Raw genomic sequence first — 15119 nt, forward strand, 5'->3', positions numbered from 1 at the left:
CGCCATGACCGACTCCGGCTGCCTCACCGTCGCCCACGCCTGTCCGGAGCGTCCCGCCCTCGTCACCGACACCGACACCGTGACCCACGGCCGGCTCGAGGGTTGGACGCGACAGCTCACCGAAACGTTGCGCGCCCGGGGCGTCGGCCCCGGCACCCCGGTCGGCATCGCCGTCGACGACGACGTCCCGGGGGCGGTGGCCGCGCTGCTCGCCACGCTGCGTGTCGGCGCCGCCTACACCCCCCGGGACGGCGGCACCGCGCCGGCCGTCGTGCTCACCGCCGACCCGGGCGCCCACCCGGCGGGCACCACCGTGATCCTGCCGTTCGGGACCGCGCCGACCGCTCCGCCCGCGCTCGACGGGCTGCGCGTCGTGTTCGGCGGCACCACCGAGGACGATGTGCTGCTCGGCGACGACGGCGCGCTGAGCGGGCGGGCGCTGAGCGCGTACCTGCGGTGGGCGCTGCCCGCGTATCCCGCCGCAGCCGGCGTCGCCGTGCTCCCGGCGCTGCCGGGCACCGCCGGCGAACTGGCCGCCCTGCTGGTGCCGCTGCTGGCCGGCGGCTGTGTGCAGCTGGGCGAGCTGGAGGACGCCGCCTGGTCCGGCTGGCGACCCACCTTCGCCAAGCTCACCCCGGCTGACCTGGCGACGCTGACCGCGCTGCCGGACGAGGCGTCCCCCACCGGGGAACTGGTGCTCACCGGGCCGCGGCTGCCGTGCGACGAGGTCGCGCGGTGGCGTCAGCGGCACCCGGGCACGGCGCTGACCTGGGAGTACGCCCCCGTCGAGGGCGGTCTCGGCTGCGCGGCGCTGCGCCTGCCGGCCGGCGCCCCGCTGCCGGACGGGCCGCCGGTGGGCCTGCCACTGCCCGGCACCACCCTGCGCCTACTCGACCCCGACCTGCACCCCACGCCCGCCGGGGACGTCGGCGAACTCTACGTCGGCGGCGAATCCGTTCCCGCCGTCGATCCTGCGGGCGGCCAGCCGACCGACGTGGTGGTGGACCCGTTCGGCACCCGACTGCGGCGCACCGGGGATCTGGGCCGACGTCGGCCGGAGGGCTGCGTCGACCTGGTGGGCCGCGCGGCCGTTCGGTCCGCCCCGCCGGTGGACACCGGTGACGCCGCGGTGGTCCGGGACTGGGAGTCGATCTACGACCAGCTGTACGCGGAGGGCGGCGACGGGCTCGGCGCCGACTTCTCCGGCTGGAACAGCAGCTACACCGGCCGGCCCATCCCGCTGGCCGAGATGCGCGAGTGGCAGCAGGCCACAGTGGACCGTATTCGCGCCCTGCGCCCCGAACGGGTGCTCGAGATCGGTGCGGGCAGCGGGTTGCTGCTGGGTCGGCTGGCACCGGAGTGCGAGGCGTACTGGGCCACCGACCTGTCCGGCGCGGTGGTGCGGCGCCTGGCCGAGCAGACCGCCGCCCGCCCGGATCTCCGCGATCGGGTGGTGCTGCGTCATCAGGCCGCGCACGACGTCAGCGGGTTGCCCGCCGCGTCCTTCGACCTGGTGGTGCTCAACTCGGTGGTGCAGTACTTCCCGACCCTCGACTACCTCGACGCCGTCCTGGCCCGCGTCGTCGGGCTGCTGCGCCCCGGTGGCGCGGTGTTCGTCGGCGACGTCCGCAACGCCCGCCTGGCCTTCACCATGCAGACCGCGGTGCGGCTGCTGCGCGCCGCCCCCGGTGACGACCCGGCGCAGATCCGCGCCGACGTCACCCGCGCGGTGGCGCTGGACAAGGAGCTGCTGGTGGATCCGGACTTCTTCGCCGAGGCGACGACGCGGCTGGACGGGGTGGCGTGCGTCGACGTCCGGGTCAAGCGGGGCCGGTTCCACAACGAGCTGACCCGGCACCGGTACGACGTGGTGCTGCACACCGCCGCGCCGGTCCGCTCCGGCACTCCCCCGGTGCCCTGCGACCTCGCCGGGTTACCGGCGGCGCTGGCCGACGGCGTGCCGGCCGTCCGGGTCACCGGTCTGGTCAACGCCCGCCTCGCCGGAGAGGTGTCCGCGGCGTTCGCCCTCGCCACCGGCATGCCCGTCGCGGCCTGCCGGCGTCGGCTGGACGGCGACCGGGACGCCGTCGACCCGGAGGGCCTGGCGGCGCTCGGCGAGGACGCCGGTTACGAGGTGACGATCGGCTGGTCCGACGGCGCCACCGACGGCAGCGTGGATCTGCTGTTCACCCGGTCCCCCGCAGCACTGGTGGGCGCGGTCGGGGAGGCATCGATGCGACGCCGGGCCGTGCCGTGCTGACGCTGGCGCGGCGCTTCGCCGAGCAGGTCGCCCGTGACCCGGACGCGGTAGCCGTGACCGACGGGGACCGGGAACTGCGCTACGGGGAGCTGGCGGCCGCCGCGCGGGAGCTGCGCCGCCACCTCGCCGACGCCGGGGTGCCCGAGGGCACCCTGGTGGGGCTGCGGATGCCCCGCTGCGCCGAGGTGGTCGTGGCGATCCTCGGCATCCTGGAGCACGGCTGCGGGTACGTGCCGATCGACCCGGCGTATCCCGCGTCCCGGCAGGAGTACATCGTCGCCGACGCCGGGATCGACGCGTTGGTGCAGGTCGACCCGGACACCGGGCGGCCGACGGTGGTCCGCACCGGCGGCGGCCCGCCGCGCGCGGTGCCGCCCGGCACGGCGTACGTCATCTACACCTCCGGCTCCACCGGGACGCCGAAGGGGGTGGTGGTCGGCGACGCGCACGTGGGTGCGCTGATGGACGCCTGCGCGCAGCGATTCACGTTGTCCGCCGCCGACGTGTGGACGATGTTCCACTCGCACAGCTTCGACTTCAGCGTCTGGGAGCTGTGGGGTGCGCTGCTGCACGGCGGCCGGGTGGTGATCGTGCCGCCGTGGGTGGCGGCCGACCCGCGCGCGTTCGGCGAGCTGCTCGCCGACGAGGGGGTCACCGTGCTCAGCCAGGTGCCCACCGCGTTCGGGCACCTCGTCGCGGAGCTGGAGGTCCACCCGGAGCCGCTGCCCGAGCTGCGCTACGTCGTCTTCGGCGGCGAGGCCCTGCACACCGGCGCGGTGCGGGCCTGGCGGGAGCTGGCCGTGGCCCCGGGGGCCGTGCTGGTCAACATGTACGGCATCACCGAAACCACGGTGCACGTCACGTTCGCGGCGCTGGACGACGAGGCGGCCACGCTGCCCGGCGCCACGCCGATCGGCCGACCGCTGCCGCACCTGCGGGTCCGCCTGGTCGACGAGCATCTGCGCCCGGTGCCGGTCGGTGCGGCGGGCGAGATGCTGGTGACCGGTGCGTCGGTGTCGCACGGGTACCTGGGGCGCGCGGAGCTGACCGCGCAACGCTTCGTCACACTGGACGGGCAGCGGTACTACCGCAGTGGCGACTGGGCACGGCAGGACGCCGAGGGGCGGCTGCACTACCTGGGTCGCCGCGACCGCCAGGTGCAGTTGCGCGGGTTCCGGGTGGAGTTGGGCGAGCTGGAGGCGGCCGTCGCGGCCCATCCGGCGGTGGCCCAGTGCGCGGTGCTCGCCGAGGCCAACCAGCTCGGCGAGTTGCAGTTGGTCGCCTACTACGTGCCGCGCGCCGGCGCCGACCTCGCGCCCGAGCAGGTACGGGCCCACGTGGCGGGATGTCTCCCCGCCCACCTGGTGCCGAGCCGGATCCGCCGGATGGCGGCGCTGCCGCGTACCGCCCACGACAAGGTCGACCTGGCGGCACTGGTCGGACGGTGAGTCGGCGCTGCCGCCGCCGCAGACGGACCGCCTCGTCCGTCTGCGGCGGCGGCCCGGGGCGGTCTGCGGACCCCCCGCCGATCTGCGGCGGTCGCCCACTCGGTCGACGGACCCCCTCGTTCGTCCCGGGCGGCGGCCGGCGTCACGGGGCCGCCGCCCGGGCGGCGCTATCCGGCGGGCACCCGCGAGACGGCCACCGGCGCGACGGCCGCGGGTGACGCGGGCCAGCGGCGGCGGGTCAGCACGAAGACCGGCGCCGCGGCGAACGTGGTCACCATGGTCATCAGCGCCAGTACGGTGTAGAGCTTCGGGCCGATCAGCCCGGCGCGCAGCGCGACGTCGATCAGCACCAGCTCCATCATGCCGCGGGCGTTGAGCAGCGCGCCGACGGACGCGGACTGCGACCAGCTCAGCCCGGACCAGCGGGCCACCAGCGCGCTCACCCCGCCCTTGCTCAGCACGGCGACCAGCACCACGGCGGCCAGCACCAGCCAACCGCTCGGTTCCAGCAGGGTGTCGGTGACGATGCGCAGGCCGGCCGAGGCGAAGAAGAGCGGCAGCAGCAGCGTGGTGGTCAGGGGTGCGATGCGCCCGGTGAGGTGTTCGCGCAGCTCGCGGGGCATGACCATCCCGCAGACGAACGCGCCGAAGACGGCGTGCAGGCCGATCGCCTCGGTGGTGGCGGCACAGGCGGTCAGCAGCACGAGGGCCGCGCCGACGGCTGCGGGGCGCAGCGCGTGGCCGCCCTCGGTCGCCCAGCGGGCGTAGCGCCGCAGCAGCGGACGCATGGCGACCAGCACCGCGACGTAGGCGAGGCCGCCCGCGACGGCGAGGACGCCGAGGTGGGCGGCGGCGCCGGCGGTCGCCATCAGGCCCGCCAGCATCATCCAGGCCACCGCGTCGTCGGTGGCCGCGCAGGCCAGCGACACGGTGCCCACGGTGGTGCGGGTGGCGCCGGTCTCCTCCAGGATGCGGGCCAGCACGGGGAACGCGGAGACGGCGACGGCGAGGCCGAGGAACCATGCCGCTTGCCAGCCGGGGATGTGTGGACCGAACCAGCCGTCGTCGGACGCGGCGACGCCGAAGGCGCCGCCGGCCATCGCCAGGCCGAGCAGGCCGCCCACCGCCAGCGGCGCGGCGAGACTGGCGACCGCCGTGGTGGTGGCGGTGCGCAGGTGGCGGATGGCGCCTCCGCTGTCGAAGGACAGGCCGACCAGGAACATGAACAGGGTGGCGCCGAGCTGGCCGAGCACGTGCAGGATCTGGGCCGACGGGTGGGCGACGGTGGCGCCGGCGAGTTCCAGCTCGCGGGGGAAGAGCGCCTGCTGCACCGGTGGGGCCAGCAGCCCGAGTGCCAGCGGGCCGAGCGCGAACCCGGCGATCATGTCGGCCACCACCTGTGGCTGGCCGAGCCGGCCGAGCAGGGCGCCGGCCAGTCGGCAGGCGCCGAGCACCACGGCCAACTGCACCAGCAGATGGGTTGTCAACGCGACGGAATTCGGCACGGTCGCCTCCTTTTCGGCAGTTTCACAACCAGCCCGAACCGGCAACAAATCATAGATCCACGCCCATTTTCTGGTGCTATTCCAATGACCGTACCCGACGGGCCGGAAAGGTGGCTAGGGGGGGCCTAGCCACCTGGCTATACCCGGATGTGACCAGGCCGTCAGCCCACTCGGGTATTTACCGTGATTACCGCGCCGAACCATACTTGGCTCATTGTTCAGCACTTTGGTGGAGTCGAAGGAACCGATCGAAGAATAGAGTTTTCGACAACAGCCGGTTCTATCCACAGGAGGACTGAATGAACCGTATGGAGGCTGCGGCCGAGCGTCACATCCCCGCCGTTGGCGAGGGCGTTCTCGAGCCGCTGGAGCTGGTCGGCGTTGCCGCGCCGGTCCTCACCCCGTTCGCCGTCGGAGTCGCCGTCGGCGCCGGCCTCTACGCGTACCACAAGTGGGGCGGTGCCGAGGAGACCCCGACCGGCTACCGCCTCGACAGCGAGACCGCCGACCAGATGACCGTCTCCGAGCTCGTGCAGAGCCGCCGCCTGGCGGTCACGCGCTAGTAGGACCTCGCCACGTGTCCGGGGAGTCGGCGCAGACTCCCCGGCGCGTCGGCGTCGCAAGCGGCCTCGGCACCCCGACCCCCACCCGATCGACGTTGGCAGGAGAAGCCGATGGCCGGTAACGAAGTAGTCCCCGTCGACAAGGCGCTCAAGCAGGTCGAGCAGATCTCCTCGCTCGGTCTGGCGCTGGCGTCGTTGGAGTTCCTCACGCAGCCGCAGGTCTTCACCGACACCGGCCTGCTGAGCTGGCAGGTCGAGCGGTCTCGGCACAAGCTGACCGCCGGCAAGCTCGGCGACCTGCTGGACTATCTGTTCAAGCCGCCGGGCATCTACCTCATCTACCAGCTCCGCCTCGCCGCGGCGGTCGCGCTGATCAACCCGTACAGCAGCAAGAAGGTGCGCGACGTCTCGGTCGCCTACATCGCCGCGACGAACTACCTGCTGCATTTCCGGATCCGCTACGGCACCGACGGCACCGAGCACATGTCGCTGCTGACCTACGCCACCCTCACCGCGAGTCGGATCTTCGCCAACGACGAGAAGGCCAAGGAGGCCTGCGCCTGGTTCCTCGCCGGCCAGACCAACCTGTCGTACTTCGCCGCCGGCCTGTCCAAGCTGGTCGGCGCGCCGTGGCGCAACGGCATGGCGATGCCGGGCATCTTCCGCACCACCGTGTACGGCGACAAGCGCGTCTACGAGCTGCTCAAGTCGCGACCGCGGCTCGCCAAGGCCGCCGGCTGGGGTGTGGTGGCCAGCGAGCTGGCGATGCCGCTGATGATGGCCGCCCCCAAGCTGCCCGCGTGGGCCATGCTCGGCATGGGCGGTGGCTTCCACGTCGGCAACGCCGTCTTTATGGGTCTCAACCGGTTCGTGTACTCGTTCGTCGGCACCTACCCGGCCATCGTCCACGTCGCGAAGCACATGTCGGCCAGCGACGTGAACCTGCTCGGTGACTTCTTCCGCAAGCTGCGTCGTGGCTGAGCGGGATCGGCGGGACCGGGAGGCAGAGCCGGTCGGCCCGCTGCGGGTGACCATGCGCCTGCTGCGGCCGCACCGCCTCGGGCTGGCCCTGGCGGTGCTGCTCGGCCTGCTGGGCTCCGCCGCCGCCCTGGTGCAGCCGATCGTCATCGGCAGGCTGGTCGGGCAGCTCACCGCGCAGCGCTTCGCGGTGGGGACGCTGCTCGTGCTGATCACGCTGTTCGTCGTCGAGGCCGCCCTCGCCGGTTTCCAGTCCTACATCATCGGGCGTTCCGGGACCCACGTGGTGCTCGCCGTACGGCGGACCATCGTGATGCGGCTGGTGCGCGCCACCCTGCCGGCGCACTGGCAGCACCGACGCGGTGACCTGTTCACCCGGCTGGTCGCCGACACGTCGTTGCTGCGGACCGCGCTCACCCAGAGCCTGGCCGTGCTCTTCCTGACCGGCATCACGGTGGCCGCGACCGTGGTGCTGATGGCCGTCATCGACCCGGTGCTGAGCCTCACCGCGCTGCTGTGCGTCCTGGTCGCCGCCAGCGGCAGCGTGGCGCTGGCCCGCCGGATCCGGATCGCCACCGAGGCCACCCAGTCGCGGGTGGGCGAGCTGGGCAGTGACCTGCAACGGGCGCTCGCGGCGGTGACGACCATCAAGCTCAGCCGCGCCGAGCAGCGCGAGGCCGACCGGGTCAACGAGAAGGCCGTCGCCGCGCACGACGCCGGCATGCGTACGGTACGACTCAACGCCCTGCTCGCGCCGACGGCCGACGCCGGTGTGCAGGGCTCGTTCGCTGTGGTCTTCGCGGTCGGCGCGGTGCGGATGGGCTCCGGCGCGCTGACCATCGGCGAGTTCGCGACCTTCCTGCTCTACCTGTTCTACCTGATCGCGCCGCTGGTCAGCTTCTTCGCGGCGATGGGCCAACTCCAGCAGGGGCTCGCCTCGGTGAGCCGGATCGACATGCTGCTGCGCTTCCCGCAGGAGGACGACGCCACCACGCCGCCGGCCCCGGTGTCGCCCGCCCCGGCCATGCCGGCCGCGCCGAGCGCACCGCTGCTGCGGGTACGCGACCTGCGGTTCGGCTACCTGCCGGACCGCCCGGTGCTGCGCGGGGTGTCCTTCGACGTGCCTCGGCAGGGCCTGGTGGCGATCGTCGGCCCGTCCGGCTCCGGCAAGTCGACGCTGTTCGGCCTGCTGACCCGGCTGTGGGAGCCGCCCGCCGGCAGCGTGCTGCTCGACGGCACCGATGTGCGGGAGATCCCCCTCGACACGCTGCGCAGCCGCATCGGGTTCGTCGAGCAGGAGTCGCGGGTGATGGACGGCAGCATCGAGGAGAACATCCGCTTCGCCGAGCCGGACGCGCCGGCGGCCCGGGTCGCCGAGGCCGTCGGGCAGGCCAGCCTGACCGACTGGATCGGCACCCTCCCGGACGGCCTGGGCACCGCCGTCGGTGAGGAGGGCCGCACGCTCTCCGGCGGTCAACGGCAGCGGATCGCCATCGCCCGGATGCTGGTGCCCGACCCCGACGTGCTGCTGCTCGACGAGGTGACCTCCCAACTCGACGCCGAGGCCGAGTTCGCGCTGCGGACCGCGGTCGCGGAGATCGCCGAACGCCGGGCGGTGGTGGCCGTGGCCCACCGGTTGTCCACGGTGGTGCAGGCCGATCACATCGTCGTGTTGGAGAACGGCGCCGTACGCGCCCAGGGCACCCACGCCCACCTGCTCGCCACCGACACGCTCTACGAGCGGCTGGTGCGTACGCAGTTCACCGCGGTGCCGGCGCTGTCGGCGTCCACCGCCTCCTGAGACCGGAGGACCGCCATGCCCACCACGATGCCGCGAATCCTGGCCGCGGGGCTCGGCGTCAGCGCCGTGGCCCTGGTGGCCGGGGCCGTCTACCAGGCGGCTGCGACCCGCCGCGACCGCCGCCTGATCCCCGGCCCCGGTGGCGACGTCGACATCGGTGGCCGCACCCTGCGGGTGCACACCACCGGCCTGGGCGAGCAGCCCGGGCCCACCGTCGTGTTCGAGAGCGGAATGGCCACCCCGCTGGAGCTGTGGGCGTGGATCCAGGAGGGGGTGGCCGGGTTCGCGCCCACGGTCGCCTACGACCGCGCCGGAATCGGCCGCAGCGCGCCGGGCGAGCTGCCGCGCACGGCCGAGCGCACGACGGACGACCTGGAGGCGCTGCTCGACGCGGTGGGCGCCCGGCCGCCGTACGTGCTGGTCGCCCACTCGTACGGCGGTCTGCTGGTACGGCACTTCGCCGAGCGGCACCCGGAGCGGGTGGCCGGCCTGGTCCTCGCCGACGTGGCGCATCCGGAGGAGCTGGTGCGCTCGCAGCGCCAGCGCGTCGGCCTGCCGTTCGTGGAGCAGTACCTGCGCGACTCGATGTGGCAGAGCACCATCGGGATGATCCGGCTGAACCCGAACAGCGACCGGCGTTTCCGCATCGACGGCCTGCCCGAGGAGGCACGCCTGTCGGCGAAGGCGGCCTTCTGCACGCGGCAGATGTGGCACGGCTCGTACGCCGAGTTCGAGGCGTGGCAGAGCGACGTCAACGCCGAGGTACGCGACGCGAAGCTGCCGCCGCAGTGCCGGCTGTACGTGCTGACGGCGGGCGCGACGGTCACCGGCGACCCGGTGCACCTGCAGTTGCAGGAGGAGTTGGCCCGGCTCTCCGACGACGCGGTGCACGAGATCGTCGACGACGTCGAGCACATCGAGCTGATCACCCACGAGGAGCCCGCGGCGCGGGTGGTCGCCGCGGTGCAGAGCGTCGTCCGGGCCGTCCGGGAGCAGCGGACGCTGCATCCGGCGGACCACCAGTCCGGAAGGGAGCGGTGATCGAGATGAGTCGGATCAACCGGGGTGCGATCCGCAGGATGGCGCTCTACGGCGTGCTGGGGACCTGGTTCGTGGCGAGTGCCATCAAGCAGGACCCGACGCGCAAGTCGAAGCTGTCCGAGCGGTTCGACCCGCACGGCGTGTTCCTGCCCGACTGGCGCTTCTTCGCGCCGCAGCCGGGCACCTACGACAACCACCTGCTCTTCCGGGACGAGCTGGCCGACGGCGGAGTCACGGAGTGGAAGGAGGTGCTGGTCGCCAGCGAGCGCACGCTGCGGCACGCGTTCTGGCACCCGAACCGGCGCGGCGAGAAGATCGTCTTCGACACCATGAACGAGATCATCAAGATCACCCAGGAGTCCGCACTGGAGAAGGAGGACATCCAGGTCTCGGTGGCCTACCTGACGTTGCTGAACTACATCACGCACAGCCAGCGCCACGACACCGGGGCGAGGCGGACCCAGTTCCTGGTCGCCCGATCGTCCGGCCGGGACGTCAACGAGGAGCCGGTGATGCTCTTCCTGTCCAATCGGCACCCAATTGCCTGACCTGGACCCACAGCGGGGAGGCCGCGGTGACCACCGTCATCGTCCTGGATGGATACCCGACGACGTTCGACCGGATCATCGACGTGCTTCGCGCGCCGCGGTTGGCCCACGACGTCGTCGTCGTGAACTCGGTCGACGTCATGTGCATGAGGCTGCGCGGCGCGCTCGGCGCGGTCGGCCTGGTGCCGATCGAGTTGTCCGCCGGCGACCTCTCGCGGCTGGCGACCGCCCCCGGCAACCGTGGCCGGCACGGCGGCGTGATCGTGGTGACCGCCTTCGAGTCGGCCGGTGAGATGGCGCAGGCGATCTCGGCGGGCGCCCGCGGCGTGTTACTGCTCGACAGCCCACCCGAGGAGGTGATGATCGGCGTACGCGCCGTCGCCGCCGGTCACCCCTTCGTGCCGCCGTCGATCCTGGCCACCCTGGCCACGGCCCTGTGCCGACTGGCCTGCGCGCACTCGAAGTCGACAGTCGACTACTCCCTGACCGACCGCGAGCTGGACGTGTTGAGCCTGCTCGCCCAGGGCCATCCGAACAAGCAGATCGCGCAGAACCTGTTCATCTCCGCGGCCACCGTGCACAGCCACGTGCTGAGCATCCTGCGCAAGCTCGGCGTCAACAACCGCACCCAGGCCGTGGTCTTCGCCCAGCAGCAGGGCCTGCTGTGCCAGGGGCACGCCGCGCTCGGCGCGCTGGCACCACAACCCACCGGAGGTCCCGTTGGCTGACCACGCGTCCCCCCGCCGGATCCCGGCCGCCCCGGCCGGGCCGATCATGTTGTACGACGGCGACTGCGGCTTCTGTACCCAGTCGATCAACCGGATCAGCGGCTGGGTGCGGCCGGACGTGACGATCGCCGCGTACCAGACCGTCGACCTGGCACCGCTGGGCGTGACCGCCGAGCGCGCCGACCACGAGGTGCTCTACATCGACGCCGCGGGCCGGGTGCACGGTGGCGCGCAGGCGTTCGCGCGGTTGCTGCGGGTCGGCCGGCCGGCCTGGCGACCGGTGGGCGTGCTGCTGGCCCTGCCCCCGACCCGCTGGCTCGCCGCCGGCGTCTACCGCCTGGTGGCCGACAACCGGACGCGACTGCCGGGCGGCACCGCGGCCTGCGCGATCCCCCGTCCGCCCACCTCCGAAGCCTGAGAACCGAGAACGAAGGAGACTTCCCATGGCAGATCCGACCGGATCGGGAACCGCCGGAGACGAGTTCTTCGACGTGGTGATCGTCGGCGGTGGTCCCGCCGGCTCGTGCACCGCCGGCCAGCTCGCCCAGCGTGGGCACCGCGTGCTGGTGCTGGAACGCGAGACCTTCCCCCGCTACCACATCGGCGAGTCGCTGATCACCGGCATGCTCAGCGTGATGGAGGACCTGGGGCTGCTGGAACGCCTGGAGGCTTACGGCTTTCCCAAGAAGAACGGGCTGAGCCTGGTCTGGGGCGCCAAGCGCGAGCTGTGGAACGTCAACTTCGCCGAGTTGGGCGGGCCCTACCCGTACTCGTACCACGTGCGCCGCGCCGAATTCGACAAGCTGCTGCTGGACCGCGCGGTCGAGCTGGGCGCGGAGGTGCGGTTCCAGGCCACCGTCGGGCTGCCGGTCATCGAGGACGACCGGGTGGTCGGCGTGTCGTACACCATCGGGGACTCGGCGCCCCGGGTGGTGCGCGCGGCGCTGGTGGTCGACGCCTCGGGGCAGGCCCGGGCGCTGACCCGGCACCTGGCCGCCGTCAGCTGGCAGGAGGACCTGCGCAGTCTCGCCTACTGGACGTACTTCTCCCCCACCGGTGACCTGCCGGCCGGGCAGGAGGGCAACATCCTCGTCGAGAAGGTCACCGACGGCTGGTTCTGGGCGATCCCGGTGGGCACCACGCCGCCGACGTTGAGCGTCGGCTTCGTGACGCCCACCGAGACGGTCAAGGCCGCCGACGTCAACATCGCCGAGCTGTACGCGCGCGGCATCGCGGAGAGCCGTCAGCTCAAGCACCTGCTGGCCGGCGCCGAGCAGGTCGACCAGTTCCGCACCACGCGCGACTGGTCGTACCTCACCGATCGGTTCTCCGGGCCCGGCTGGCTCGCGGTCGGTGACGCCGGCGCTTTCATCGACCCGCTGTTCTCCGGCGGGGTCTGCCTGTCCATCCTGGCCTCCCACCCGGCCGCGCGGGCCGCCGACGTCGCGGTGCGCCGGCCCGACCTGGCCGAGCGGGCACTGGAGGGGTACCACGCCGGCTATCACGAAATGATTTCCGGTTTCTTGGAGTATGTCCGGTTCTTCTACAATCCCGATCGTGACGTGGAGGACTATTTCCAGCAGGCGGAGGCGATGATGGCCTTCAACGAGCAACTGGGGTCGGCCCGGGAGGCGTTCATCGCCGTCATCTCCGGCACGGCCGCGATGTCGACCTACTTCGACATCCCCGACACGACCCCGGTGGCCGCGACAGCGGAAGGAGAACGCGGATGACCGCACGACCCGATGCCCATGGTGGACCTCGCGACTCGGCCCGGACCCGCTACGTGGCGGGTCTGCTGGCCCTGGCCGCGGTCACCGTCCTCATCTTCGTCGGCGCGGGCCGCCTGCCGTCGGGTGTGCAGACCGCCCTCGGCTTCAGCGTCATCTTCTTCGTCGGCGCGCTGGTGTGGCTCAACTCGTCGCAGCGCCGACGCTCCGGCGCCGACACCGAGCCGGCCCGTGCCGCGACGGCGACACTGAACGTCTACGGGATCGCGCTGGTGGCCGCGCTGGTGGGCTACTACCTGCTGCGAGACCAGGACTGGGCCTGGGTCGTCGGGCTGCTGCCGGCCGCCGTGTGCCTGGTCAGCGCCGCCCGGGTGACGCGCGGCTGAGGAGTCCAGGCCTGTCGGGGGCGATCGACCATCATGCCCCCGGCAGGCCCCGATCCAAACCAACAATATGAGGGATGATTCTCCCTCCTCGCCTTCCTAACGTAGAAGTCACCGGAACACCGGTACACCTACCAAGGGAGGAAGAACGATGAACCGCATCGAGACCGTCGCCCAGAACCTGCTGCCGGAGGTCGACAGCGACTACCTGCGGCCGCTGGAGTCCGTGCAGGCCACCGTCCCGACGATGACCTGCCCGACCGTCGCCGGCTTCATCCTCGGCGTCGGCGCCGGCTACCAGTTCATGCAGGCCGTGTTCAACGGCCCGGAGGCCGGCTACGGCACGTTCACCGGCGTGCGCGGCAACTTCGTCGACATGCCGGTCAACGAGCTGGTCGCGACCCGTCAGGCCGCCATCGGCGGGCTTTCCTGACCCGGTAGGGCACTTCTGGGTTCCCGTCGGCCGGCTCCACCCGGCCGACGGGAACCCTGCCACACCGTCCACTGTCAGGCCCGTGCCCGTCCGCGTCACGGAATATCACGATGAACCGCATCGAGACCGTCGTCGCGGATTCAGAGGCCCGTGTTGACAGTGGCCAGCTGTGGCAGCTCGTTTCGGCACGCTCCACCGCGCCGACAGCGACCGCCCCGCCGCACCGGCCGTATCCCCGGCGGCGACGAGGGCTTTCAGTCTCGCGTACGCCGTCTCCGACCGCAAGGGTGGCGACCAACGGGCCGCGACCCGGATCGGAGCCCACGACCCACGACTGGCGGAACGACCCGACGCTGCGCCGCGCCGGCTCGTCACGGAAGCACCGCCGCGAAGTCGTGGTCCGGGTCCATCGGCCCGGCGACGGCGAGGCGTGACCGACCGACGTCCCAGAGCTCGGCCGCCACCGCGTCGACGTCCTCCGCGCGGACGGCGGCGATACCGTCGAGAACCTCGGACACCGACTCCGCGACGCCCGTGAAGAGCCGGCTGCTCGCGATCCGGGTCATGCGGGAATAGGTGTCCTCCTGGCCGAGCACGAACTTGCCGGCCAGTTGCCGTTTTCCACGGTCGAGCTCATCGCCGGTCAGGCCGCGCCCCCGCAGGTCGACGACCTGTTCACCGAGGCAGGCGAGCAGGTCGTCGACCTTCGCGGGCGCACACCCCGCGAACAGCACGAAGGTGCCGGTCTCCCGGTAGCTCGTCGCGTAGGAGCCGACCGCGTAGGCCAGTCCGCGCCTCTCGCGTACCTCCTGGAAGAGGCGCGAGGACAGGCCGCCACCGAAGGCCGTGCCGAGCACCGTCATCGCGTACCGCCGGGGGTCGGTGTGGCCCAGGCCGCGCACGCCGAGCGTGACGTGCGCCTGCTCCCACGGCCGGTGCAGCGCCCGCACCCGCGGCCCGCCGTCGCGCATCCGGACGTCGACGGCGGCGGCGTCCACGCCTGCGGCCGTGCCCCGCCATCCGGCGCGGTCCACCGCCGCGGCGGCCAGCTCGACCAGATCGTCGTGGCGCACGTTGCCGGCCGCGGCGATCAGCACCCGGTCGGGCCGGTAGTGCCGGTGGTAGAAGTCGCGCACGTCGTCGGCGTCGATCGCCAGGACGGACTCACGGGTGCCGACCGCGGGGCGGGCCAGCGAGCCGTCGCCGAATATCGCCCGGCCCAGCAGCGTCCGTACCACGTTGCCCGGGTCGTCCTCCTGCATCGCCAGCTCACCGAGGATGACCCGCCGCTCGGCCTCGACGTCGTCGGCCTCCAGTCGTGGGCTGGTGAGCAGGTCGAGCAGCAGGTCGACGGCGAGGGGCAGCTCGGTGTCGCGCACCCGCACGTGGAAGAAGGTCAGCTCCTTGGACGCCTGCGCGTTGGAGTCGCCACCCACCGCGTCGATGGCACGGGCCACCTGGAGGGCGTCGCGTCGCTGGGTGCCCTTGAAGAGCAGGTGTTCGAGGAAGTGCGAGAGGCCGCCGAGGGCGGCCGGTTCGTCGCAGGAGCCGGCGTCGACGAACGCGCCCAGGGCCACCGACGACATCGACGGCACGGTCTCGGTGATCACGCGCAGCCCGCCGGGCAGTGTGGTCTCCCGGATCGTCGCCGCCAGCTGGCTCTCGTCGACCACGCCGCCCTCCCTTCCTCGCACCCCACCG

The 15119-nt window shown here is 72.5% G+C and carries 14 protein-coding genes; 12 read left to right on the plus strand and 2 right to left on the minus strand.

Features of this window, described 5'->3' with window-relative positions; all coding sequences use genetic code 11:
* Nucleotides 1-4: 4 nt before the first annotated feature.
* Entirely contained in the window at nucleotides 5-2260 is a 2256-nt protein-coding gene (locus O7617_RS32575) for an AMP-binding protein (RefSeq protein WP_282260441.1), read from the plus strand.
* Nucleotides 2254-3708 carry an amino acid adenylation domain-containing protein gene (locus O7617_RS32580; protein ID WP_282260443.1) on the plus strand — a complete coding sequence of 485 codons (1455 nt, stop codon included), beginning with the start codon at nucleotides 2254-2256 and terminating at the stop codon, nucleotides 3706-3708. Before O7617_RS32575 ends, O7617_RS32580 begins: the two co-directional genes overlap by 7 nt.
* Before the next feature lie 167 nt (nucleotides 3709-3875).
* On the opposite strand, the gene O7617_RS32585 is transcribed toward O7617_RS32580, so the two are convergent.
* Nucleotides 3876-5213: a cation:proton antiporter gene (locus O7617_RS32585; RefSeq protein ID WP_282260445.1), complete on the minus strand. Its 1338-nt coding sequence runs from the start codon at nucleotides 5211-5213 to the stop codon at nucleotides 3876-3878.
* A gap of 299 nt (nucleotides 5214-5512) precedes the next feature.
* Between O7617_RS32585 and O7617_RS32590 the strand changes: the two genes are divergently transcribed.
* The 10 genes from O7617_RS32590 (at nucleotide 5513) to O7617_RS32635 (ending at nucleotide 13418) form a co-directional block, all read left to right on the plus strand.
* The gene (locus tag O7617_RS32590; protein WP_282260446.1) at nucleotides 5513-5776 is read left to right on the plus strand and encodes a hypothetical protein; all 264 of its coding nucleotides are present in this window, start codon (nucleotides 5513-5515) and stop codon (nucleotides 5774-5776) included.
* A 111-nt stretch (nucleotides 5777-5887) separates the two neighbouring features.
* Nucleotides 5888-6757, plus strand: coding sequence for a hypothetical protein (locus O7617_RS32595; protein ID WP_282260448.1), 870 nt, complete (start codon nucleotides 5888-5890; stop codon nucleotides 6755-6757).
* Nucleotides 6750-8555: an ABC transporter ATP-binding protein gene (locus tag O7617_RS32600; protein WP_282260449.1), complete on the plus strand. Its 1806-nt coding sequence runs from the start codon at nucleotides 6750-6752 to the stop codon at nucleotides 8553-8555. Before O7617_RS32595 ends, O7617_RS32600 begins: the two co-directional genes overlap by 8 nt.
* A 15-nt stretch (nucleotides 8556-8570) precedes the next feature.
* Nucleotides 8571-9596: an alpha/beta hydrolase gene (locus O7617_RS32605; RefSeq protein WP_282260450.1), complete on the plus strand. Its 1026-nt coding sequence runs from the start codon at nucleotides 8571-8573 to the stop codon at nucleotides 9594-9596.
* 5 nt (nucleotides 9597-9601) lie between these two features.
* Nucleotides 9602-10144 carry a hypothetical protein gene (locus O7617_RS32610; protein ID WP_282260452.1) on the plus strand — a complete coding sequence of 181 codons (543 nt, stop codon included), beginning with the start codon at nucleotides 9602-9604 and terminating at the stop codon, nucleotides 10142-10144.
* A 26-nt stretch (nucleotides 10145-10170) separates the two neighbouring features.
* Nucleotides 10171-10872 (plus strand): response regulator transcription factor, encoded by a 702-nt coding sequence (locus O7617_RS32615; RefSeq protein ID WP_282260454.1) that lies wholly within the window; start codon nucleotides 10171-10173, stop codon nucleotides 10870-10872.
* A complete protein-coding gene (locus O7617_RS32620; protein ID WP_282260455.1) occupies nucleotides 10865-11290 on the plus strand; it encodes a DUF393 domain-containing protein in 426 nt (141 codons plus the stop codon). Before O7617_RS32615 ends, O7617_RS32620 begins: the two co-directional genes overlap by 8 nt.
* Nucleotides 11291-11315: 25 nt before the next feature.
* Nucleotides 11316-12605, plus strand: a complete 1290-nt coding sequence (locus O7617_RS32625; protein ID WP_282260456.1) for an NAD(P)/FAD-dependent oxidoreductase — start codon at nucleotides 11316-11318, stop codon at nucleotides 12603-12605.
* A complete protein-coding gene (locus tag O7617_RS32630; RefSeq protein ID WP_282260457.1) occupies nucleotides 12602-12988 on the plus strand; it encodes a hypothetical protein in 387 nt (128 codons plus the stop codon). The genes O7617_RS32625 and O7617_RS32630 overlap by 4 nt, the downstream gene beginning before the upstream one ends.
* Before the next feature lie 148 nt (nucleotides 12989-13136).
* Nucleotides 13137-13418, plus strand: coding sequence for a hypothetical protein (locus O7617_RS32635; protein ID WP_282260458.1), 282 nt, complete (start codon nucleotides 13137-13139; stop codon nucleotides 13416-13418).
* Between the two features lie 371 nt (nucleotides 13419-13789).
* Here the strand turns inward: O7617_RS32635 and O7617_RS32640 are convergent, their stop codons facing one another.
* Entirely contained in the window at nucleotides 13790-15091 is a 1302-nt protein-coding gene (locus O7617_RS32640; RefSeq protein ID WP_282260459.1) for a pitrilysin family protein, read from the minus strand.
* Nucleotides 15092-15119: the final 28 nt, after the last annotated feature.

Source organism: Micromonospora sp. WMMD1155 (genome assembly GCF_029581275.1).
Lineage (GTDB): Bacteria > Actinomycetota > Actinomycetes > Mycobacteriales > Micromonosporaceae > Micromonospora.